Annotated in this window: 21 protein-coding genes; 9 read left to right on the top strand and 12 right to left on the bottom strand. The window is 73.9% G+C overall.

Features of this window, described 5'->3' with window-relative positions:
- Positions 1-14 precede the first annotated feature (14 nt).
- The gene (locus FB558_RS31475; RefSeq protein ID WP_142059793.1) at positions 15-1,610 is read left to right on the top strand and encodes an FMN-binding glutamate synthase family protein; all 1,596 of its coding nucleotides are present in this window, start codon (positions 15-17) and stop codon (positions 1,608-1,610) included.
- Positions 1,611-1,633: 23 nt separating this feature from the next.
- Here the strand turns inward: FB558_RS31475 and FB558_RS31480 are convergent, their stop codons facing one another.
- Complete coding sequence (locus tag FB558_RS31480; protein WP_142059795.1) at positions 1,634-1,933, bottom strand: hypothetical protein; 300 nt, start codon at positions 1,931-1,933, stop codon at positions 1,634-1,636.
- Between the two features lie 172 nt (positions 1,934-2,105).
- Between FB558_RS31480 and FB558_RS31485 the strand changes: the two genes are divergently transcribed.
- A complete protein-coding gene (locus FB558_RS31485; protein WP_142059797.1) occupies positions 2,106-2,942 on the top strand; it encodes an SAM-dependent methyltransferase in 837 nt (278 codons plus the stop codon).
- 4 nt (positions 2,943-2,946) lie between these two features.
- Here the strand turns inward: FB558_RS31485 and FB558_RS31490 are convergent, their stop codons facing one another.
- The gene (locus tag FB558_RS31490; RefSeq protein WP_425468109.1) at positions 2,947-3,855 is read right to left on the bottom strand and encodes a helix-turn-helix domain-containing protein; all 909 of its coding nucleotides are present in this window, start codon (positions 3,853-3,855) and stop codon (positions 2,947-2,949) included.
- Between the two features lie 269 nt (positions 3,856-4,124).
- Here FB558_RS31490 and FB558_RS31495 point away from each other — a divergent pair, with 269 nt between their 5' ends.
- Both FB558_RS31495 and FB558_RS31500 read left to right on the top strand, forming a co-directional pair.
- Positions 4,125-4,397, top strand: coding sequence for a hypothetical protein (locus FB558_RS31495; RefSeq protein WP_142059799.1), 273 nt, complete (start codon positions 4,125-4,127; stop codon positions 4,395-4,397).
- 104 nt (positions 4,398-4,501) lie between these two features.
- On the top strand, positions 4,502-5,320 hold the full coding sequence (locus FB558_RS31500; RefSeq protein ID WP_142059801.1) for a mechanosensitive ion channel family protein: 819 nt from the start codon (positions 4,502-4,504) through the stop codon (positions 5,318-5,320).
- Positions 5,321-5,395: 75 nt separating this feature from the next.
- On the opposite strand, the gene FB558_RS31505 is transcribed toward FB558_RS31500, so the two are convergent.
- The 3 genes from FB558_RS31505 to FB558_RS31515 are packed head-to-tail and all read right to left on the bottom strand — an operon-like array spanning position 5,396 to position 9,182.
- The gene (locus FB558_RS31505) at positions 5,396-7,696 is read right to left on the bottom strand and encodes a xanthine dehydrogenase family protein molybdopterin-binding subunit (RefSeq protein ID WP_142059803.1); all 2,301 of its coding nucleotides are present in this window, start codon (positions 7,694-7,696) and stop codon (positions 5,396-5,398) included.
- Positions 7,693-8,682 (bottom strand): FAD binding domain-containing protein, encoded by a 990-nt coding sequence (locus tag FB558_RS31510; protein WP_142059805.1) that lies wholly within the window; start codon positions 8,680-8,682, stop codon positions 7,693-7,695. The genes FB558_RS31505 and FB558_RS31510 overlap by 4 nt, the downstream gene beginning before the upstream one ends.
- The gene (locus FB558_RS31515; RefSeq protein ID WP_142059806.1) at positions 8,679-9,182 is read right to left on the bottom strand and encodes a 2Fe-2S iron-sulfur cluster-binding protein; all 504 of its coding nucleotides are present in this window, start codon (positions 9,180-9,182) and stop codon (positions 8,679-8,681) included. The genes FB558_RS31510 and FB558_RS31515 overlap by 4 nt, the downstream gene beginning before the upstream one ends.
- Before the next feature lie 76 nt (positions 9,183-9,258).
- Between FB558_RS31515 and FB558_RS31520 the strand changes: the two genes are divergently transcribed.
- Entirely contained in the window at positions 9,259-9,951 is a 693-nt protein-coding gene (locus tag FB558_RS31520) for a TetR/AcrR family transcriptional regulator (protein ID WP_142059807.1), read from the top strand.
- Positions 9,952-10,202: 251 nt separating this feature from the next.
- Here the strand turns inward: FB558_RS31520 and FB558_RS31525 are convergent, their stop codons facing one another.
- The 6 genes from FB558_RS31525 to FB558_RS31550 all read right to left on the bottom strand — a co-directional run bounded on the left by FB558_RS31525 (position 10,203) and on the right by FB558_RS31550 (position 14,653).
- The gene (locus FB558_RS31525) at positions 10,203-10,601 is read right to left on the bottom strand and encodes a DUF6401 family natural product biosynthesis protein (RefSeq protein WP_246106891.1); all 399 of its coding nucleotides are present in this window, start codon (positions 10,599-10,601) and stop codon (positions 10,203-10,205) included.
- Positions 10,602-10,671: 70 nt separating this feature from the next.
- On the bottom strand, positions 10,672-10,962 hold the full coding sequence (locus tag FB558_RS31530) for a hypothetical protein (RefSeq protein ID WP_142059809.1): 291 nt from the start codon (positions 10,960-10,962) through the stop codon (positions 10,672-10,674).
- Between the two features lie 87 nt (positions 10,963-11,049).
- Positions 11,050-11,610 (bottom strand): class I SAM-dependent methyltransferase, encoded by a 561-nt coding sequence (locus FB558_RS31535; protein WP_142059811.1) that lies wholly within the window; start codon positions 11,608-11,610, stop codon positions 11,050-11,052.
- A 13-nt stretch (positions 11,611-11,623) separates the two neighbouring features.
- Positions 11,624-12,328 carry an IclR family transcriptional regulator gene (locus FB558_RS31540; protein WP_211367025.1) on the bottom strand — a complete coding sequence of 235 codons (705 nt, stop codon included), beginning with the start codon at positions 12,326-12,328 and terminating at the stop codon, positions 11,624-11,626.
- A 125-nt stretch (positions 12,329-12,453) separates the two neighbouring features.
- Complete coding sequence (locus FB558_RS31545) at positions 12,454-13,236, bottom strand: enoyl-CoA hydratase/isomerase family protein (RefSeq protein WP_142059813.1); 783 nt, start codon at positions 13,234-13,236, stop codon at positions 12,454-12,456.
- Between the two features lie 67 nt (positions 13,237-13,303).
- Entirely contained in the window at positions 13,304-14,653 is a 1,350-nt protein-coding gene (locus tag FB558_RS31550; protein ID WP_142059815.1) for an SLC13 family permease, read from the bottom strand.
- A gap of 182 nt (positions 14,654-14,835) precedes the next feature.
- Here FB558_RS31550 and FB558_RS31555 point away from each other — a divergent pair, with 182 nt between their 5' ends.
- Complete coding sequence (locus FB558_RS31555; protein WP_142059817.1) at positions 14,836-16,008, top strand: pyridoxal-phosphate-dependent aminotransferase family protein; 1,173 nt, start codon at positions 14,836-14,838, stop codon at positions 16,006-16,008.
- On the top strand, positions 16,005-18,902 hold the full coding sequence (locus FB558_RS31560) for an FAD-binding and (Fe-S)-binding domain-containing protein (protein ID WP_142059818.1): 2,898 nt from the start codon (positions 16,005-16,007) through the stop codon (positions 18,900-18,902). The genes FB558_RS31555 and FB558_RS31560 overlap by 4 nt, the downstream gene beginning before the upstream one ends.
- A gap of 59 nt (positions 18,903-18,961) precedes the next feature.
- Here FB558_RS31560 and FB558_RS31565 read toward each other — a convergent pair whose 3' ends face one another.
- Positions 18,962-19,900, bottom strand: coding sequence for an asparaginase (locus tag FB558_RS31565; RefSeq protein WP_246106892.1), 939 nt, complete (start codon positions 19,898-19,900; stop codon positions 18,962-18,964).
- Between the two features lie 182 nt (positions 19,901-20,082).
- Here FB558_RS31565 and FB558_RS31570 point away from each other — a divergent pair, with 182 nt between their 5' ends.
- Together FB558_RS31570 and FB558_RS31575 are read left to right on the top strand one after the other, a co-directional pair.
- Entirely contained in the window at positions 20,083-21,234 is a 1,152-nt protein-coding gene (locus FB558_RS31570; RefSeq protein ID WP_170231626.1) for a sensor histidine kinase, read from the top strand.
- Positions 21,231-21,908 (top strand): response regulator transcription factor, encoded by a 678-nt coding sequence (locus tag FB558_RS31575; protein WP_142059822.1) that lies wholly within the window; start codon positions 21,231-21,233, stop codon positions 21,906-21,908. Before FB558_RS31570 ends, FB558_RS31575 begins: the two co-directional genes overlap by 4 nt.
- The last annotated feature ends 17 nt before the right edge of the window (positions 21,909-21,925 follow it).

Raw genomic sequence — 21,925 nt, forward strand, 5'->3', positions numbered from 1 at the left:
GCAGACTGGGCGGCGTGGGACGGGGCCGGACATCCACCGCACGCTGGGCGTCGCTGGCGCCGCTCGCCGCCGCGGCCGGGGTGGCCGCGCACGACCTGCTGCAGCGCAGGCACGCGCTGCTGCGCAACTTCCCGGTGGTCGGGCACGCCCGCTACCTGCTGGAGAAGCTCGGCCCCGAGCTGCGGCAGTACATCGTGGCCGGCAACGACGAGGAGCGCCCGTTCAGCCGCGACCAGCGGCGCTGGGTGTACGCCTCGGCCAAGCTCGAGAACAACTACTTCGGGTTCGGCACCGACAACGACGTCGAGCACACCCCCGGCTACGTGATCATCAAGCACCGCACGTTCGGCCGCGCGGTGCCGCCGTCCAGCCCCGCGGCGGGTCAGGAGGCGCGGGTGCCGTGCGCGAAGGTGCTCGGCAGCGCACGCGAGCGACGGCAGGCGTTCCGGCCGCGGTCGGTCGTGAACATCTCCGGGATGAGCTACGGATCGCTGTCGGGCAACGCGGTCGCCGCGCTGAACCGGGGCGCGGCGCAGGCGGGCTGCCTGCACAACACCGGCGAGGGCAGCATCTCGCCCTACCACCGGCTCGGCGGTGAGCTGATCTGGCAGATCGGCACCGGCTACTTCGGCTGCCGGGACGCCGAGGGCCGCTTCGACCTGCAGCGGCTCGAGGACGCCGTCGCCCGGGCGCCGGTGCGGGCGCTGGAGATCAAGCTCAGCCAGGGCGCCAAGCCGGGGCTCGGCGGGCTGCTGCCCGGCGCCAAGGTGTCCCCGGAGATCGCCGCCACCCGTGGCGTCCCGGAGGGTGTCGACTGCGTGAGCCCCTCGCGCCACGCCGAGTTCGCGAGCACCGACGAGCTGCTCGACTGGGTCGAGCTGCTGGCCGCGGAGACCGGGCTCCCGGTCGGCATCAAGTCCGCCGTCGGCGACATGGCGTTCTGGGACGAGCTCGTGCGGCTGATGGCGAGGGGCGACCGCGGCGTCGACTTCGTGACGATCGACGGCGGCGAGGGCGGCACCGGCGCGTCGCCGCTCGTCTTCACCGACTCGGTGGCGCTGCCGTTCCGCCTCGGTTTCAGCCGGGTCTACCGGGCGTTCGCCGAGCGCGGCCTGCACGAGCAGGTCGTGTTCACCGGCGCCGGCAAGCTCGGCCTGCCCGACAACGCCGCGGTCGCGTTCGCGCTCGGCTGCGACACGGTCAACGTCGGCCGCGAGGCCATGCTCGCGGTCGGGTGCATCCAGGCGCAGCGCTGCCACACCGACAGGTGCCCCACCGGTGTCGCGACCCAGGACCGCTGGCTGGCCCACGGCCTCGACCCGCAGCTGAAGTCCGTGCGCGCGGCCAACTACATCCGCACGCTGCGCCGGGACCTGCTGAAGGTCGCCGAGGCCACCGGCGTGGAGCACCCAGGGCTGATCCGCACCGACGACGTGGAGATCCTCACCGGGCAGACCGTGGGCACGCCGCTGCACGAGGTCTACGGCTACGAGCCGGGGTGGGGCCTGCCCTCGGCGGCCGACCGGCGCGCGATCGTCGACCTCATGACCGCGGCGGCCCCCCAGGGCGGGTCCGGCGAGGAGGGTCCCCGGGCCGACCCGCGACGCTGATCAAAACTACCGGGTGCGCGGGGTCAGGCCCGGACCCGCACGACCACCTCGGTGTCGGTGACCTGCTCGACCGCGACCGTGAAGCCGCCCGCCTGCGTCTCCCCGCCCACGGGCACGCTGATCTGCTGGCCCGCGACCTCCAGCTGCGCGGTGCCGTCCTGCACGCCGACGAGACGGGCTTCGACCCCGAGGACCGAGACGGCGGCCTCGCCGCTGCGCGGGAACGTGACGGTGCAGCCGTCCAGCCCGCAGTCGGTCTGGGAGCCCTGCCCCCCGCACCCGGCGAGCACGACGAACGCGATCAGGAGGGACGCAACGGTCATACCGGAACGGTGGATCACGGAAGTGAGCGTACGGCCTGGCGCCGCGGACCTGCCGCCCCTCCACGCCCAGCGACGCCCCGTCAGGAGGAGATCATTCCCACCCCGATCGGGCTACGCTGTGCGACGAGACCGGCACGCGCGCCAACCGGTCGCCGCGGCGGAGGAGGAGCACATGGACGATAGGGCGACCGCGAGGGCTGCCGACGGGCTCGACGGTGCTGCACCGCCGCCGGACGTGGACCTCGGAACGCCGTCCATCGCCCGGCTCTACGACTACGTGCTCGGCGGCAAGGAGCACTTCGAGGTCGACCGCAGGGCGGCCGACGCCCTCTACGAGGCGGTCCCCGAGACCAGCCAGCTGGCGAAGGACAACCGCAACCATCTGCGCCGCGCGGTGCAGTGGCTCGTGCGCGAGGCCGGCATCCGCCAGATCGTCGACCTCGGCTCGGGCCTGCCCACCGTGGGCAACGTGCACGAGCTCGCGCAGGCGGTCGACCCCGGCGTGCACGTCGTCTACGTCGACAACGACCCGCTCGTGCTCGCCCACGGCCGCGCACTGCTCAGCGACGAGACCACCACCACGGTGATCACCGCCGACGTCCGCGAGCCGGAGACGATCTTCGCCGACCCGCGCACCGCCGAGCTGATCGACCTGCAGCAGCCGTACGCGGTGATCGCCGCGAGCATCCTGCACCACCTCGACGACGACGTGGCCTACGACGTCGCGGCGCGGATCCGCGCCCAGCTGCACTCCGGCTGCTACGTGCTGATCAGCAACTTCCTCGACGACGACGAGCCGCGCGCCAAGGAGCTCGAGCGGGCGTTCCTGGAGGGTGGCCTCGGCACCGGCCGGTTCCGCACCTGGGCCGAGCAGCGCCGCTTCTACGACGGCCTGGAGATGGTCGAGCCGGGGCTGGTCTACGCCAACGACTGGAAGCCCGACCACCTGACGCCCACCGAGAGCCGCGTGCACACGCTCTACGCCGCGGGAGTGGCCCGCAAGCCGTGAGCCCTCACATGGCCGCGCGCAGGCGGCGCAGGGCGTCCTTGGACCGCACCGGGGTCTCCGCCTGCACGCTGACGCGTTCCATCACCCCGAGGTAGTCCTCCACCTCGGTGCGCTTGTCGAGGTAGACGGCGCTGTTGAGCTGCTCGAGGTAGACGATGTCGGGCAGGTCCGACTCGGCGAACCGCAGGATCGTGAAGGCGCCACCCGCGGCGGCGTGGCTGCCGAGGCGGAACGGCAGCACCTGCACGGTGACGTTGGGCAGCGCGGACATCTCGAGCAGGTGGTCCAGCTGGGCCCGCATGATGTGCGGGGCGCCGAACGGGCGGCGCAGCGCCGCCTCGTCGATGACGGCCCAGAGCTGGGGCGCCCCCGGCTCGGTGAGCATCTTCTGCCGCGTCATCCGCAGCTGGACGCGACGGTCGATCTCGTCGGCCGCGCCCGCCTGGTGGCCCACCATGATGACGCTGCGCGCGTACTCCTCGCACTGCAGCAGCCCGGGCACGAACTGCACCTGGTAGGTGCGGATGACGCTGGCGGCCTGCTCGAGGCCGAGGTACATCTCGAACCAGCTCGGCAACACCTGGCCGTGCTGCTGCCACCAGCCGCGGGTGTTGGCGCGGCGCGCGAGGTCGAGGAACTCCTCGCGCTCCTTCTCGTCGGTGACGCCGTAGAGCGCCAGCAGGTCGACGAGGTCGCGCTCCTTGAACCCCACGCGGCCGAGCTCGAGCCGGCTGATCTTGGCGTGGGAGGCGCGGATGGCCTCGCCCGCCGCCTCCCTGGTGATCCCACTGGCCTCCCGCCACCGGCGCAGCTGGGTGCCGAGCACGATCCGCAGGACCGTGGGCCCGCCCTGCTGGTTGGGGTCGACCGGGAGGAGCGCGGACCGGGCCACCGGCGGCGGATCTGCGCGCACTGCTCACCCCCAGGAAGAACCGGCACCGAGTGCTGCGGCCGCCGGACCGCGGAAGCATATCGCCTCCCGCCGGACCCGCGCCCCGTTCCTCGGCGATCGCGCGGATGAACGTGCAGATGAGCTTGCAGCCGTGCCGTGCACCGCACGATTGCAGAAGAACGTTGCACTCATGCCTTGCGGATGCAATCGGAGAGCGACAGACTGGGTGCGGGGGGTGGCGCTGGCACAGCGGCCATCCGGAGATGCACACCTGTAGCGGAGTGGGGACCGTGAGCAGACCGCACGAGCGACCGGCGTCGTCCGAGCTCTGGGGCGGCTGCACGGTGTCAGTCACCTGCGTCGCGGACGGCCGGAGCCACGCCGTCCCCGACGCGGAGCTCGCCATCGGCGCCACGCGGCGCAGCGGCTACTACTCGGCGGTCTGCGGCCACATCGTCACGCCGGCGCCGATGGTCGCGCCCGACGGCGAGCTCTGCCGCGCCTGCGCCGAGCGCGACGCCGCCCACCGCCGCAGGCGCAGCGCCCGCGGCTACCGCTTCTAGCCCGGTCGGGGGTACGCCGGTCGTGGGGGAGAACGGTGAAGCAGGTGTGAAACGGGCGCCAGCGGGCAATCGGGATGTCGACATCCACCGACCAGGGAGTACTGATGTTCGACAACCTCACCGCCGCGCTCGGTGACGCGATGCGCGCGGTCGCGGTCTTCGTACCGCAACTGGTGCTCTTCCTCGTCATCCTGCTGATCGGCTGGCTCATCGCGAAGGGCCTGCGCAAGCTCACGGACACGGTGCTCGAACGCGTGCACTTCGACCGGGCCGTCGAGCGCGGCGGCATCGGCCGCGCGCTCGCCCGGTCCCAGTACGACGCGAGCGACCTCATCGCCCTGGTCGTCTACTACGCCGTCCTGCTGCTCACCCTGCAGCTGGCCTTCGGCGTGTTCGGGCCCAACCCCATCAGTGCCCTGCTCACCGGCATCGTCGCGTTCCTGCCCCGCATCGCCGTGGCGATCATCATCGTGGTGGTGGCGTCCGCGATCGCGGCCGCGGTCAAGGACCTCATCACCGGTGCGATGGGCGGCCTGTCCTACGGCCGGGTCCTGGCGACCATCGCCTCCGTGTTCATCATCGGCCTCGGTGTGATCGCCGCGCTCAGCCAGATCGGCGTCGCGGTCGCCGTCACCCTGCCGGTGCTGATCACGGTGCTGGCCACCGTCGGCGGCATCCTCGTCGTGGGTGTGGGTGGCGGCCTGGTCCGCCCGATGCAGCAGCGCTGGGAGCGTTGGCTGGCCCGCGCCGAGGAGGAGGCGCCGCAGGCCCGTGCGCACGCGCAGGCCTACGAGCGCGGCCGCGAGGACGCCACCCGCCCCGGGTCGACGGCCCGCGCCGATGTCACCGACCCGGTCGGCACCCGCGTCGACCCCACCGTCGACCCGGCCGCCGACCCGACCGCAGACCTCCGGAAGTCGTAGGAACGCTCCCCTCCGGAGCACCCGGCGGGGTCGGCCGCAGAGGCGGTCGGCCCCGCCGCGGCCCGTCCGGGCCCCCTACAGCAGCCGGTCGAGCGTGATCGGCAGGTCCCGGACGCGCACGCCGGTGGCGTGGTGCACCGCGTTCGCCACCGCGGCGGCGACACCCGTGATGCCCACCTCCCCCACACCCAGCAGGCCGAGCGGGGTGGTCGGGTCGGGCTCGTCGAGGTAGGAGACGTCGATCGCGGGGACGTCGGCCTGCACCGGCACGTGGTAGTCGGCGAGGCCGGCGTTCACGATGCGACCGGTGCGGGGGTCGACCTGGGTCTCCTCGGTGAGCGCCGCCCCGATCCCCATCACGATCCCGCCGCGCAGCTGGCTGGCGGCGGTCTTCGCGTTGATCACGCGTCCGACGTCGAACACCGCGACCCAGCGCGTCACGCGGACCTCGCCGGTGTCCTCGTCGACAGCGACCTCGCAGAAGTGGGCGCCCGTAGCCGCCCGCACCTGGCGGCGCTGGTCGTTGACCATGCCCGCGAGGAACCGCACCTGGCCGGCGACGCGGCCGACCGACGTCCGGGCGCCGACCCGGCCCTCGAGCGAGGGCCGCCCGGCGCGGGCGAGGATCGTCGCGTAGGTCTCCCCCGCGCCGTCCGCGGCGAAGAGGCCGCCGTTGCGCGCGGCGAGGTTCCCGATCCGCCGCCCCCGCAGCGGCGAGCCGGCCGCGCGGCGGGCCAGCGCGAGCGCGGACCGCTTCAGCTCCTCGCAGGCCCGCAGCACGCTCGCCGCCACGCTGGCGGTCTGCCCCGATCCACCCGCCATCGCCCCGACCGGCAGCGCCGAGTCCCCGAGCTCGACCGTGACCGCCTCGACCGGCACGCCGAGCGCCTCGGCCGCGATCTGCGACTGCACGGTGGCCGCGCCCACCCCGATCTCGTGCAGACCGCAGCGCACCAGGACGGTGCCGTCCATCGCGAGCCGGACGGTGACGTCCGCGGGAAGCTGGATCGGCATGTGGAAGGCGGTGGCGACGCCCCAGCCGAGCAGCGCCCGCCCGGCGCGCATCGAACGGGGCTGCGGTGGGCGCTCGGCCCAGCCGAACCGCTGCGCGCCGCGCGCGTAGGCGGCCCGCAGGTTGCGGCGGGTGAACCGCTTGCCGTTCAGCGGGTCGCGCTCCGGCTCGTTGTGCATGCGCAGCTCGACCGGGTCCATGCCGAGCTCGTGCGCCAGGGCATCCATCCCGGACTCCAGCGCGAACGTCCCGACGGCCTCGCCCGGGGCCCGCATCGCCGAGTTGGGCAGCGCGTCGAGCGTGGCGGTGCTGTGCCGGACCAAGATGCTGCGGGCGGCGTAGAGGTGCTTGGACTGCGAGCCCACCGCCTCCGGCATGCCGCCGACGCGGCCCACCTGCGAGATCCCGGTGTGCACGAGCGCCGTCAGCGCGCCGTCGCGTTCCGCGCCGAGCGCGACCCGCTGCACGGTGGGCGCGCGGCCGCCGACCGTGCGGAAGACCGCCTCGCGCGACAGCGCCAGCCGGACCGGGCGCTGCGCGACGCGCGCCGCCATCGCCCCCAGGATCGTGCCGGCCCAGACGAAGCCCTTCCCGCCGAACCCACCTCCCACGTTCGGCGCGATGACGCGGACCCCGTCGACCGGCACGTCGAACCGCAGCGCGAGGTGGCGGCGCACGAAGTCCATCGCCTGGGTGCTCTCGTGGACGGTGAGCCGGTCCCCGTCCCACACGGCGGTCGTGGTGTGCGGCTCGATGGCGTTGTGGTTCTGCGGCGGCGTGGTGAACCGCAGGTCGACCGACACCGGGGCCGCCGCGAGGGCCTGCTCCGCGTCGCCCTTGCGGCCCCCGCCGGGCATCATCGGCAGCGCGCGCACGGGCTCGGCCGAGTGCTCGGCGGCGTGGAAGTCGGTGACGGCGGGCTCGGCGGCGTAGTCGACCTGGACGAGCCGCGCGGCCTCCACCGCCGCCTCCAGGGTCTCGGCGACGACGACCGCGACCGGCTCCCCGTTCCAGTGCACCTCGTCGCTGCCCAGGTAGTCGACCTTCGTCCCGGAGGCCATCGTGCTGAGGTCGAACGGGTTCACCCGCGCGGCCGGCGGCTTCAACGGCGGCGCGTTGCGGTGGGTGAGCACGGCGAGCACCCCGGTCACCGCCTCGGCGGCGGTGGTGTCGATCGCGGTGATGCGGCCCCGCGCGATCGTCGCGTGCACGAGCGCGGCGTGCGCGAGGTCCGGGAAGGGCCGGTCGGCCGCGTACTCGGACGCGCCGGTGGTCTTGACCGCGCCGTCGACCCGGTCGATCGGCTGCCCGACCGCGGGGGTGGTGGCCGTCGTCGGCCGGGTTCGCTCCGGTGCCTGGGTCACGCCGCACTCCCCTCTGCGAGCTGCCGGAGCACCGCGACGACCGTGCGCTGCGCCAGCTCGATCTTGAACTCGTTCTGCGGCCTGCCGACCGCGGGAGCCAGCTCGGCCGCGGCCGCCCGGCGGAAGGACTCCTCGGTGGCCGGGGCGCCGAGCAGCAGGCGCTCCGCCTCGGAGGCGCGCCACGGGCGCGGGGCGACACCGCCCAGCGCGAGCCGCACGTCGGTGACCTCGCCGTCCTGCACCTCGAGCGCGGCAGCCACCGCCACCAGCGCGAAGGCGAACGAGGCGCGGTCGCGCACCTTGCGGTACCGCGACGTCCGCGCGACGGGCGCGGCCGGCAGCTCCACCGACGTGATCAGTTCGTCTGCCGCGAGCTCGGTCTCCACGTGCGGGGTGTCGCCGGGCAGCCGGTGCAGCTGCGCCACCGGGACCCGCCGGGCGCCGCGCACGCTCTCGAGAACCACGACCGCGTCGAGGGCGACCAGCGCCACGGCCATGTCGGACGCGTGGGCCGCGATGCAGTGCTCGCTGGTGCCCAGCACCGCCGTGCCGCGGTGGACGCCGCCGAGCGCGGCGCACCCGGTGCCGGGCTCGCGCTTGTTGCAGTCGGCGGAGCGGTCGCGGAAGTAGGGGCAGCGGGTGCGCTGCACGAGGTTGCCGCCCACCGTGGCCATGTTGCGCAGCTGGCCGGAGGCGCCGGACAGCAGCGCCTGGGTGAGCACCGGGTAGCGCGAGCGCACGAGCCGGTGCGCGGCGAGGTGGCCGTTGCGCACCAGCGCGCCGATCCGCAGGCCTCCACCTTCCTGCAGCTCCTCGATGTCGGTCAGGGGCAGCCGGGTGAGGTCGACGAGCGTCTCGGGCCGCTCGACGTCCTCGCGCATGAGGTCCACCAGGTTCGTCCCGCCGCCGAGCGGACGCGCGCCCGCCGCCACCACGTCGAGCGCGGTCGGCAGGTCGGGGGCGCTCACGTAGCCGAAGGGCCTCATGAGGCCACCTCGCGGATGGCCGCGACGATGCCGTCGTACGCGCCGCAGCGGCAGAGGTTGCCGCTCATCCGCTCCTTGATCTCGGCGTCGGTGAGCGCGATGTCGTCGACGTCGAGGTGCGGGGTGACCGCGCTCGGGGCTCCGGCCCGGTGCTCGGCGAGCATGCCGAGCGCGGAGCAGATCTGCCCGGACGTGCAGAAGCCGCACTGGAAGCCGTCCTCGCGGACGAACGCCCGCTGCAGCGGGTGCAGGTGCTCCGGCTGCCCGACCCCCTCGACGGTGGTGATCTCGCGCCCGGAGTACTGCACGGCGAGCGCGAGGCAGGCGGCGATCCGCTCGCCGTCGACGAGCACGGTGCACGCGCCGCAGGCGCCCTGGTTGCACCCCTTCTTGGTACCGGTCAAGCCGACGTGCTCGCGCAGCGCGTCGAGCAGGCTGACCCGCGGGTCGAGCTCGAGACGCCGGGTCGAGCCGTTGACGCGCAGCTCCACGGGAATCATGGGCGCGATCGTAAGGCAACGCCGTTCCCTTAACAAGAGAACGGCGTTCCCGTACTTCGGGGGTTAGGGTCGGGCGGTGAGCAAGGACGTGGCCGCCGCCTTCCTGCGGGCCCGCCGCCCCGAGCAGAAGCAGCAGCGCTACGCCGCGATCCTGGACGCGGCGCGCGAGCTCGCCGCGCGCGACGGCGTGGGTGCGGTGAGCCTGGCGGGCATCGCGGCGCAGGTCGGCATGCACAAGTCGGCCCTGCTCAAGTACTTCGAGACCCGCGAGGAGATCTTCCTGCGGCTGGCCGAGACGGAGTGGCGGGAGTGGGCGGCCGGGGCCACCGGCGCCCTGGCGGCGGCCGGCCCGGCACCTCGCGACGTCGCCGACGCCCTGACGCGCTCGGTCGCCGAGCGGCCCCTGTTCTGCCAGCTCCTGCTGCACTCACCGCTCACGCTGGAGCGCAACGTCTCGATCGAGGTCGTGCGCGCGTTCAAGCAGGTGATCCACGACGTACTGGCCGAGGTCCGGGGCGCGCTGCAGAAGGCGCTGCCCGCGCTCGCCCCCGACGCGTGCACCGACCTGCTCGTGATGTCGGGGCTCGCCGCGGCAGGGCTCTGGCAGGCCGCGCACCCGCCACCGCAGGTGGCGGCCGTGTACGCGGAGCGGGGCGGCGCCGAGTGCCCGGACTTCACCGAGTCGCTGGGCCGGTTCGTGCGGGTCCACCTCACCGGCCTGCTGCACGAGAGCGGCGTTCCCGACTCGGGGCCCCGGTTCTGCGGGTGAGCCAGGCTCACACCCGGACGAACGGCACTCTCGTCGGTACCTAGTGTCCCCCGCCGGAAGCCCGCCGAATAATTCGGCGGCCCAGCTCCACGCTGCGCGCACCGGTCGACGAGCCGAGTACGCCCGGTACGAGGCTCGCCGCCCGGCACACGCAGCGAGAACCTGGATCCACCGACTTACCCAGCGAACTTCCGGCGGGGGACACTAGCCGACGAGAGTGCCGTTCGTCATGCGGATCCCGCTTCGGCAGCTCAGGCCGCGGGCTGCAACGGCATGACGGGACGCCGCCAGTCGTCGTCGCGGCTCAGGGCGCAGATGGCGAGGACGCGGACGGTGAGCCAGTCGGCGCGGTGCCAGCACTCCTCCGCGGCGGCGCGCAGCCGTCCGCCGTCGGTGCCCGCCTCGTCGAGCAGGCCCTTCGCGTAGCCGGCGAGCAGCACGGCACCCGCTGCCGCGGCCGAGCCCTCCACCCCGAGCAGCAGGATGTCGCGCACGCCTGCGGCGTGCTGGTCGACCGCCGCGAGGAGCGCGGGCACGGAGGCGGCGGCAGCCAGCCCGGCGGCGCCCACCTGGTCCATCAGGCGCGCGATGAAGCGCTGCGCGTGGTGCTCGGCCCGGTGGCCCGCGAGGTGGTCGAAGAGTCCTGCCACGAACGGGGAGGGTAGTACCCCGATCGAGGCCGGGGATCAGGCCGTGACGAATCGCGCAGTCATCGCGCAGTCACAGCCATATGCCCGGCCCCCCGAACGGGCCGCGCGCCTCCCGGTCCGCGTCGTGCTCGTGGGGTTCCACGGCATCCGCCGTGCGCAGCAGCCACCAGACGGACCCGAACGCCGCGACCACGACAACGGCGAACACCGACCCGGTCAGCGCCACGAGGCCCAGGACGATGGTGACCATGGCCCACTCCGGCACCGTCGTCTCACCGGGGCGCGCACGCAGGTCCTCGCCCGCGTCGTGCCGGCGGACGGCCTCTGCCAACTGCTGGTCGTCCTCAGCGGTCCACTCCATGCCGCTCACCTCCCTCGTCGGGGGTACCCGGAACCAACTACCACCCACACGGCCTCTTCGCATCCTGCAACCGGGCGAGTGACCCGTTCAGCGGCAGGCCCGGAACCGGAACCGGTCGCCGTTGCTCTCCACGTCGGCGTCGGCGAACCCGGCCGCGGTGAGCCGGGCGCCGAGCGTCGCCGGGTCGATCGGGGTGAACACGTCGTCGACGTGCAGGGCGCGTCGCGCCGGGGTGTCCTCGCCGTCGGTGCCCACCAGCAGCCCACCGGGACGCAGGACGCGGGCGATCTCGGCGAGCGCGCGGTCCTGGCCGTCCACGTCGGGGATGTGGTGCAGCATCGTGAAGCAGGCGACGGCCGAGAACCGGGCCGACGGCAGCGGCATCGCCGTGGCGTCCGCCGTCACGACCTCGACCGGGCGGCCCACCATCCGCCTGCGGAGCGCGTCGGCGAGGTCCGGGTCGAGCTCGACCGCGGTGACCTGGGGGGCGCGCTGCACGAGCAGGTCCGTGACCAGGCCCGGGCCCGCGCCGATCTCCAGGACGTCGGGGCCCAGCTCGTCCTCGCCCAGCACCCACGGCAGCAGGTCGTCGGCCACCAGCTGCGCCCACTCCGCGCTGGCGCACAGCCGCAGGTGCTCCTCGTTCACGCCACCGCCCCGTTCACGCCATCGCCCCCCGGGCGTCGAGGTGGCCGGCGAGGGACGCGGCGGCCTGCTGCAGCATCGGCACGATCCGCTCGACGGCCGCCCACGTCACGCGCGTCTCGGGGCCGGAGACCGACAGCGCCGTCGACGCCGGGCCACCCGGCACCGCCACGGCCACGCAGCGCACGCCCAGCTCCTGCTCGGCGTCGTCGACGCCGTAGCCCTGGGAGCGGATGCGCTCCAGCTCGCGTGCCAGCCGGTCCGGATCGGTGATCGTGTGCGGGGTCTGGGCCTCCATGCCGGTGCGGGAGAGGATCGCGCGGACCTCCGCGGGCGGCAGCTGGGCCAGCAGCACCTTCCCCACGCCCGTGCAGTGCACCGGCACCCGCCTGCCGACCTCGGTGAACATCCGCATCGAGTGCCGCGACGGCACCTGCGCCACGTAGACGACCGCGTCGCCGTCGCGCATCGCGAGGTTCGCCGTCTCCCCCGCCGCGTCGACGAGCTCGGTGAGCTGCGGGCGGGCCCACTCGCCGAGCATCCGCGACGCGGCGTCGCCGAGCCCGATCAGGCGCGGGCCCAGTGCGTAGCGGCGGGACGGGAGCTGGCGCACGTACCCGGACGTGACCAGCGTGCGGACGATCCGGTGGATGGTGGGCAGCGGCAGCCCCGACCGGGTGGCCAGCTCCGAGAGCGCGACGGCCCCACCGGCGTCGGCCATGTGCTCGAGCAGGGCGAAGGCGCGGTCGAGCGACTGCACGCCACCGCCGCCGCGGTCCGGCTGCGCCACGCCACCCACCTCGCTCCTCCTGCCGATCCCCGGCGCTCGACCTTATGCCGTCGCCGTCACTCGCCGGTCCAGGTGGCCCGCTCCTTCCGGGCGAACGCGGCCACCGCCGAGGCGAAGTCCGCGCTCCCGTAGACGCGCGTGACGATGTCGTCGTCGGCGGGCAGGCCCGCCCGTCGCAGCCGCGTGACCGACTGCTTCGTGGCCCACATCGACAGCGGCGCGTGCGACGCGAGCGTCGTGACCGTCTCGTCCAGAGCCGCGTCCAGCGCCACCGCGTCGTCGACGAGCTGGGTGACGAACCCGGCGGCGTGCGCCTCCGCGGCGTCCAGCAGCCGGGCGCGCAGCAGCATGTCGAGCGTGCGCGCGCGGCCCAGGTGCGCCAGGAGCAGCGCGGTGGTGTCCATCGACAGGCAGTTGCCCAGGGTGCGCGCGATGGGGATCCCGAACCGGGACGCGCTGGTGGCGATCCGCAGGTCGCAGGTGGCGGCGAGGCCCAGGCCCCCGCCGATGCAGTACCCGTCGACCGCCGCGACCGTGGCCACCTCGGTGTCCTCGAGCCGGCGCAGGATCCGGGTCATCCGCTCCTCGTACTCGACTCCCGCCGCGCCGTCGAAGCCGGAGAACTGCCCGATGTCGGTGCCGGAGACGAACGCCTTCCCGCCCGCCCCGCGCAGGACGAGCACGCGGATGTCGCGGTCGGCGTCGGCCTTCTCGCACGCGTCGTAGAGGCCCTCGTACATCGCGAACGTCATCGCGTTGTACGCCTTCGGGCGGTTGAACGTCACGCGCAGGACGGGCCCGTCCCGCTCGACCAGCAGGTCGCTCTCGGTGGTGGTCATCGCTGCATCGTCCCGGCGTGCTCCTCGATCTCGACGTGTCCGTAGCCGAACTCACCCGGACCCATGCCTACAGCCATCCGGGCGCGACGAGCAGCAGCCAGGTGATCGGCGGGGTCAGGAGCACCATCGAGAAGCCCCACACGAGCAGCCGCTTGTACACGTAGTCGCGGTGCTCCTCGGGGGCGTTCGCCACGGTGAGGGCGCCCGAGGTGGAGTACGGGCTCGAGTCGACCACGGACGAGGAGATCGCGAAGGCCGTGATGACACCGACCACGCCGAGCTGCCCGCCCATCAGCAGCGGCACCGCGAGCGGGATCAGCACGGTGATGATGCCCGTGGTTGAGGCGAAGGCCGAGACGACGGAGCCGATGTAGAACAGCAGCAACGCGGCCAGCAGCGGGATGGCGAGCCCGGCGACGCCCTCGCCGAGGACGTCGATGGTGCCGTTCTCCTCCATGAGTGCGACGTAGGTGGCGACACCGCAGACCAGCAGCACGGTCGGCCAGGCGACCTGGGCGACGGCGCCCTTGTAGGCCGTCGGCGCCAGGATCGACAGCACCACGGCGGCGGTGATGGCGAGCAGCCCGACGTCGAGCTGGAAGCCCAGTGCGCCCACCGCGACGCCGACCAGCGCCACGAGCGTGAACGACCGGTTGCGGTCGAGCGTCGTGACCTGCCGGCGCTCGCCCTCGGTGAAGCCCGCGCCGGTGGCGCCCGTGGTGGCGCCCTTGGCCGCGCCGGGCCCGCCGCCGGGTGCGACCTCGGGGCCGCCCACGGCAGCCGGCTCCTCGGCGACGCGTCCGATGAGCCGCCGTCCCCCGAAGAGGAAGAACGCCGCGACGTTGAGGAGGGTGTTGAACACGAGGCTGCCGAGGAAGAGGACCAGCGGGTTGCCGGGCAGGCCGGCCCCGTCCACCACGCCGTTGGTGATCGAGCCGAAGATGCTGAGCGGTGAGAAGCCGCCCGCCGTCGCCCCGTTGATGATCGACAAGCCCATGATCATCGGGTTGATGCGGTGCTGCACCGCGAGGCTGAGCCCGATCGGCGCGATGATCGCGACCGCCGCCGGCACGACCGAACCGAAGGCCGTGAGCACCGCGGTGATCGCGAACATGATCCAGGGGATCAGCACGATCCGGCCGCGCACGGCGCGCACCGACCTGTCGACGAGCCAGTCGACCGTGCCGTTGGCGCGGGCGATCGCGAACAGGAAGGTGACGCCGACCAGCGTCACGAACAACCCGCCGGGGAAGCCGGCGACGACCCCGTCGGCGACGTCGCCCGGGGAGCCCTCCAACGCGATCGATCCGACGATGAAGGCCGCCACCAGCGCGATCGCACCGAGGTTGATCGGCAGCGTCGTGGCGATCACGAAGGCGACCACGAGGAGGAGGATCGAGATCAGGTGGATTGACATGGGCACTTCCTCACGGCGGCATTGTCGGAGGTGTTCCGCATCGCGGAAGTACGATTCCGGCGAGGAGTATGGTTCCGGTCACTCGAAGCGTCAACCCCGGAAGTCCCGGCCGCCGACCGCAGTGGACGACATGACCGCGATGCGGTAGTTGTCTTCCGCGATACGACATTGGAGGTCCGCGCGTGCACACCACCGGAGGGCGTCACTTCCTGCAGATCCCCGGTCCGACGAACGTGCCGGACCGGGTACTGCGGGCGATGGCCGCACCCACGATCGACCATCGCGGACCGGAGTTCGCGGAGCTGACGAAGGCCGTGCTGCCCGCACTGGGCCCGGTGTTCGGCACCGCGGGTCCGGTTGTGATCTATCCCTCGTCCGGCACCGGCGCCTGGGAGGCCGCGCTGGTCAACACGCTCAGCCCCGGCGACCGGGTGCTGATGAGCGAGACGGGCCACTTCTCGACGCTGTGGTCCGAGCTCGCCGGACGGCTCGGCCTGCAGGTGGAGATCATCCCGGGCGACTGGCGCCACGGCGCCGATCCCGCCGCCATCGGCGAGCGCCTCGCGGCCGACACCGCCCGGGAGATCAAGGCGGTCTGCGTCGTGCACAACGAGACCTCCACCGGCGTCACCAGCCGGGTGCCCGAGGTCCGCGCCGCGCTGGACGCGGCGGGCCACCCCGCACTGCTGCTCGTCGACACGATCTCCTCGCTGGCCTCCATCGACTACCGCCACGACGAGTGGGGCGTCGACGTCACCGTCGCCGGGTCGCAGAAGGGCCTGATGCTGCCCCCGGGCCTCGGCTTCAACGCGGTCAGCGAGAAGGCGCTCGCCGCCGCGCGGACCGCAGGCCTGCCGCGCTCGTACTGGGACTGGCGGCCGATCCTGGAGGCCAACGCGCGCGGCTTCTTCCCCTACACCCCGGCCACCAACCTGCTCTACGGCCTGCGCGAGGCGTGCGCGATGCTCGCCGAGGAGGGCATGGACGACGTCTTCGCCCGCCACCAGCGCCACGCCGCCGCCACCCGCGCCGCCGTCCGGGCGTGGGGCCTGGAGGTGCTCTGCGCCGACGAGCGCGAGCACTCCGGCTCGCTCACCGCCGTGCTGCTGCCCGATGGCCACGACGCCGACGAGGTGCGCCGGGTGATCCTCCAGAAGTTCGACATGTCGCTGGGCGCCGGGCTGGGCAAGCTCGCCGGCAAGATCTTCCGGATCGGCCACCTCGGCCACTTCAACGACCTGACGCTCGTCGGCACGCTGGGCGGCGTGCAGATGGGGCTGCAGCTGGCGGGGATCCCGATCAAGCCCGGTGGTGTGGAGGCGGCGCTGGAGAGCCTGCGGGCGGCCGCGCCATGACCAGCGTCCTCGCGGGCGGCACCGACCTGCAGCACGCGCTCGACCGCGAGCTCGACGGCGAGGTCCTGTTCGACGACTACACCCGCCACCTCTACTCGCGCGACGCCAGCATGTACGCGATCACGCCGGTCGGCGTGGTCGCGCCCCGGCACGCGGGCGACGTCGTCACCGCGGTGCGGCTGGCCGCCGAGCACGGAGTGCCGGTGCTGCCGCGCGGCGGCGGCACCAGCCTCGCCGGGCAGACCGTCGGCGAGGCGCTGGTGCTCGACTTCGCCCGGCACATGAGCACGATCCTCGCGCTCGACCCGGAGGCCCGCACCGCGCGCGTGCAGCCGGGCGTGGTGCAGGACCAGCTCAACCGCGCCGCCGCGAAGCACGGTCTGATGTTCGGGCCGGACACGTCGACGTCCAACCGGGCCACGCTCGGCGGGATGATCGGCAACAACTCCGCGGGCAGCGGCTCCGTCCGCTACGGGATGACGATCGACCACGTCCGCGCGCTGGACGTGGTGCTCTCCGATGCCTCGACCGCGCGCTTCGGCCCGGTCGACGAGGCCGAGCGCACCCGCCGCGCCGCAGGGGACACGCTCGAGGCGCGGCTCTACCGCGAGCTGCCCGCGCTCGTCGACGCGCACCGCGACGCGATCAGCGGCGGCTTCCCCAAGTTCTGGCGCCGGGCCGGCGGCTACCGGCTGGACCGGCTCACCGACTCGTTCGACCTCGCGAGGTTCGTGGTGGGCTCGGAGGGCACGCTCGTCGTCGCCACCGAGGCGGAGGTCGGGCTCGTGCCCAAGCCGCCGACCACCGTGATCGCGGTGGGGCACTTCCGCTCCACCCAGGCCGCGATCGACGCCACCGAGGACGCGCTGGCCTGCGACCCCGCGGCCGTCGAGCTGATGGACCGCACCATCCTCGACCTGTCCCGGCAGAAGCACGAGTACGCCGCGCTCGGCACGATCCTGCAGGACGACCCGGACGCCCTGCTGTTCGTCTCCTTCAGCGGCGACGACCGCGCCGCGCTCACCGGGCAGCTGGACCGGCTGGTGGCGCTGTGGGAGCGCCACGGCCACGGCTACCACACGCTGCGCGCCGAGACCCCCGCCCAGCAGGCCGCGCTGCTCAAGGTCCGCAAGTCCGGACTCGGGCTGCTGATGGCCGCGAGCACCGGCACCAACCGCCCGGCCGCGTTCGTCGAGGACACCGCCGTCGACCCGAGCCGGCTCGCCGAGTACACCGAGCGCTTCGCGAAGGTGCTCGACCGGCACGGGATGCGCGCCGGCTTCTACGGCCACGCCTCGGTGGGGTGCCTGCACGTGCGCCCGTTCGTCGACCTCTCCCGGCCCGACGAGGTCGCGAAGATGCGCGCGGTCGCCGAGGAGATCCGCGACCTGGTCGCCGAGTTCGGCGGGGCGAACTCGTCCGAGCACGGTGACGGCCTCGCCCGCAGCGAGTTCAACCGGCAGCTGTTCGGCGACGAGCTCTACGAGGCGATGCGCCGGGTGAAGGGGATCTTCGACCCGGACGACCGGATGAACCCGGGCAAGATCGTCGATGCTCCGGCCATGACCGAGCACCTGCGCGAGCCCGCGCTGCCGCCGCCCGGCCCGCTGACCACGGCCCTGGACTTCACCGTCGTGGCCGGCGGCGAGCACGGCATGCGCGGCGCCGCCGACCGGTGCATGAACATCGGCGTGTGCCGCAAGGACGACACCGGCGTGATGTGCCCGTCGTACATGGCCACCCACCGCGAGGAGGACGCCACCCGCGGACGGGCGAACGCGCTGGTCAAGGCGCTGTCCGAGCCGGACCCGCGCACCGCGCTCGGCGACGAGCGGCTGCACGAGGTGCTCGACCTGTGCCTGATGTGCAAGGCCTGCAAGAGCGAGTGCCCGCTGTCGGTGGACATGGCGACGCTGAAGGCCGAGGCCCTGCACCACAAGCACGGGACGAAGGGCATCCCGCTGCGCTCGCGGGTGTTCGCCGGCATCCGCGGTCTCAACCGCATGGGCGCCGCGAGCGCCCCGCTGGCGAACCTGCCCAACCGCGTCCCGGCCCTGCGCAAGCTCATGGCGAAGGCGATCGGCATCGCCCCGGAACGCCCGCTGCCCACGTTCGCGGCGGAGACGCTGCTGACGTGGTTCCACTCCCGTGCGACGGGGACTCCCGGTGGGCGGGGGCCGCTCACCTTCCTCGGCGACTCCTTCACCTCCTTCACCGAGCCCGCCATCGGGATCGCGGCGATCGAGCTGCTGGAGCGCGCCGGCTGGGACGTGCGGCTGGAGTCGAACGGGTGCTGCGGGCGCGCCGCGTTCTCCAAGGGCATGCTCGACCAGGCGAAGCGGCAGGCCTCCGGGCTGGTGGACGCGCTGGCCGGCACGGAGGGCCCGATCGCGGGCGTCGAGCCGTCCTGCGTGCTCACCCTGGGCGACGAGCACCGGGCCCTGCTCGGCGCCGACGACCCCCGCGTCGCCGACGTGGCCGGGCGCGCCAAGCTCGTCGACGAGCTGCTCGTCGAGGCCATCGACGACGGCGCGCTGCGGCTGCGCGAGGACGCATGGCCCGCGGGGCAGCGGATCCTCTACCACGGCCACTGCCACCAGAAGGCCGAGGTCGGCACGGCCGCCACCGTCGCGCTGCTGAAGCGGATCCCCGGGGCCGAGGTCGTCGAGGTCGACGCCGGGTGCTGCGGGATGGCCGGCTCGTTCGGCTTCGAGGCCGAGCACTACGAGGTGTCGATGCAGGTGGGCGAGGACCGGCTCTTCCCCGCGGTCCGGGCCGAGCCCGGTGGCACGGTGATCGCCGCGACCGGGGTGTCCTGCCGCCAGCAGATCGCCCACGGCACCACGCGGCGCGCCCACCACCCCGTCGAGCTGATCCGGGCCGCCCTGGCCTGACGTCATCGGGCTGTGAGTGGATACGAGTGCTGCAGCACTCGTATCCACTCACGACCGCATCACCGGACCGGCTCGACCTCACCGACCGGCTCGCCGTGGCCGAGGACCGGGACCCGGCCGATCTCGTCCAGGCCCCCGACGCCCAGCGCGGCGGTCACCACCGGCGGCACCGGACGCGCGGAGCCGTCCTCGATCTTGACGGCCACCGCGCCGCCGTCGGGCAGGGCCGCGGCGAACACGCCCTCCGCGCCGTCCTTGGCGACGAGACCGGGCACGGCGCCGATCAGCCCCGTGGCGAAGCGGCCGGTGCCGCCCACCCACCACGGGTGGGCCCGCACCGCCGTGGCCACCCGGTGCTCGGGCGTGCCCGGCGCGGCGGTGGCGATGCGGGCGAACGCCCGGGCCAGGCCGGCCACCGTGCAGGAGAACAGGGGCGCGCCGCAGCCGTCGACGGTGGTGTGGGCCGGGTCGCCGTCACCGGTCAGCTCGGCCACCGCGGCCCGGACGGCCTGCTGCAGCGGGTGCGCCGGGTCCCGGTAGCCGGCGCGGTCCCAGCCCGCGGCCACGCAGGTGGCCAGCATCGCGGAGTGCTTGCCCGAGCAGTTCTGCGTGAGCGACGAGGGCCCGTTCCCGGCCGCCTGCCACGCGGACGCGGCGTCGGCGTCGAGCGGGAGGGCCGGGGTGTTCTGCAGGTCGGAGGCCTCGAGCCCGGCGCCGTCGAGGATGCGGCGGACACCGGCGAGGTGGTCGGGCTCCCCGGAGTGGCTGGCGCAGGCCAGCGCGAGCAGCTCGCCGTCGAGGTCCAGCCCGGCGCGCAGCATCGCGACCGCCTGCACGGGCTTCAGCGCCGACCGCGGGAAGAACGTGACGTCCGGGTCGCCGCGCCGCAGCCGCACCGCCCCGTCCGGCCCGAGCACGACCAGGTGTCCCCGGTGCACCGACTCGACCACCCCGCCGCGCACCACGCGCGCCAGTACCTCGGTTCCGTCCTCGATCACATCGACACGCTAGGCGGGCGACGGCCCCTCGTGGTCGCGGGATCCGCATGACGAACGGCACTTTCGTCGGCTAGGTACCGACGAGAGTGCCGTTCGTCCGGGCCGCCTACGCCGCCGGCGGTAGGGCGGGGCACTCCCGGCGACGGACGTGCCGCGGCGGTCCGCCGCCTAGCGTCACCCGTGTGCGAACCGACGTGCGTGCGAGCTGGTGGGGCGGGGTGCTGCCCACCGTCGTGCTGCCGGTCGTCGTCGGTCTGGTCACGCTCGTCGGCACCGGTTTCGCGGAGCAGGCCGGCACCGGGCTGCGCCCCCTGGACCTGCTGGGGCGGGTGTTGCTGCTGGCCGGTCCGGCCGCGCTGGTCGTGCGGCGGTGGAACCCGCCCGTCGTGTTCGCCGGGGTCGGCGCGGTGCTGCTGGGCTACCTCGCGGCCGGCTACCCGTTCGGTCCGGTGCCGCTCGCCACCTTCGTCGCGCTCGGCAGCACCGTCGCGCGCGGGCACCGGCGCCCGGGCTACGCGATCGCCGCCGTCGTCTTCGCCGGGGTGGTCGTGGCCCACGTGCTGCGCCATCCCGGTTCCGGGTTCCCCCTCGCCGGGGCGTCGGCGTGGCTGGCGTGGGTCGCCGCGTACGTGACGGCCGCCGAGCTGTGGCGCGCCCGCCGGGACCGGCGCGAGCAGGCCAGGGCCGCCGCCGACGAGGCCGAGCGCAGGCGTGGGAGCGAGGAGCGGCTGCGCATCGCCCGCGACCTGCACGACGTGCTGGGCCACCACGTCTCGCTCATCAACGTGCAGGCCGGGGTGGCGCTGTACCTGATGGACGACGACCCGGAGCAGGCGCGCTCGGCGCTCACCGCGATCAAGCAGTCCAGCCGGGACCTGCTGCGCGAGATGCGCTCCACGCTCGGGGTGCTGCGCGGTGTCGACGAGGACCCCCCGCGTGACGCGGTGGCGGGCCTCGCCCGCGTGGACGACCTCCTCGAGGCCACCCGTGCCGCCGGCCTGCCGGTCACGGTGCAGATCGACGGGGAACCGCGCGCGCTGCCACCGAGCGTCGACACGGCGGCGTACCGGATCATGCAGGAGGCTCTGACCAACGCGCGCAAGCACGCGGGGCCCGCGCGGGCGTCGGTGCTGCTGACCTACACCGAGGACGGACTCGACATGCGCATCGACGACGACGGCACGGGCCCGGCGGGCGACCCGGGCGGCGGGAACGGCCTGCCGGGGATGCGGGAGCGCGCCGCCGCCCTCGGCGGCACCCTCACCGCGGGTCCGCGGCCCGGCGGCGGTTTCCGGGTGGACGCGCACCTGCTGGCGAACGGAGCCGACCGGTGATCGGCGTCCTCCTGGTCGACGACCAGGCGCTCGTGCGCGCCGGGTTCCGCGCGCTGCTGCGGGCCCAGCCCGACATCGAGGTCGTCGGCGAGGCCGAGGACGGTGCCGCTGCCGTGACGGCGGCCCGCGACACCCGCCCCGACGTCGTGCTCATGGACATCCGGATGCCGGGCCGCAACGGCCTGGACGCCACGAAGGACATCGTCGCCGACCCGCGCCTGTCGGGGGTGCGCGTGATCGTGCTGACGACGTTCGCCGAGGACGCCTACGTCTTCGACGCCATCCGCAACGGCGCGAGCGGGTTCCTGGTCAAGGACATCGAGCCGGTGGAGCTCGTGCACGCGATCCGCGTGGTGCACGGCGGGGAGGCCCTGCTGTCCCCCGTCGTCACGCGCCGGCTCATCGAGGAGTTCGCGGCGCGGGCCAAGCCGCCACAGCCGGCCAAGCAGATCACCGCGCTGCTCGACCAGCTCACCGAGCGCGAGCGCGAGGTGGTGGCGCTGGTCGCCGAGGGGCTGTCGAACGACGAGATCGCCGAGCGCCTCGTCGTGAGCCCGGCGACGGCGAAGACGCACGTCAGCCGGGCCATGATCAAGCTGGCCGCCCGCGACCGCGCCCAGGTGGTGGTCCTCGCCTACGAGAGCGGACTGGTGCGGCCGGGCTGGACCGGTTGACGAGCGCTCCTGATCGC

Source organism: Pseudonocardia kunmingensis (assembly GCF_006716445.1).
GTDB lineage: Bacteria > Actinomycetota > Actinomycetes > Mycobacteriales > Pseudonocardiaceae > Pseudonocardia > Pseudonocardia kunmingensis.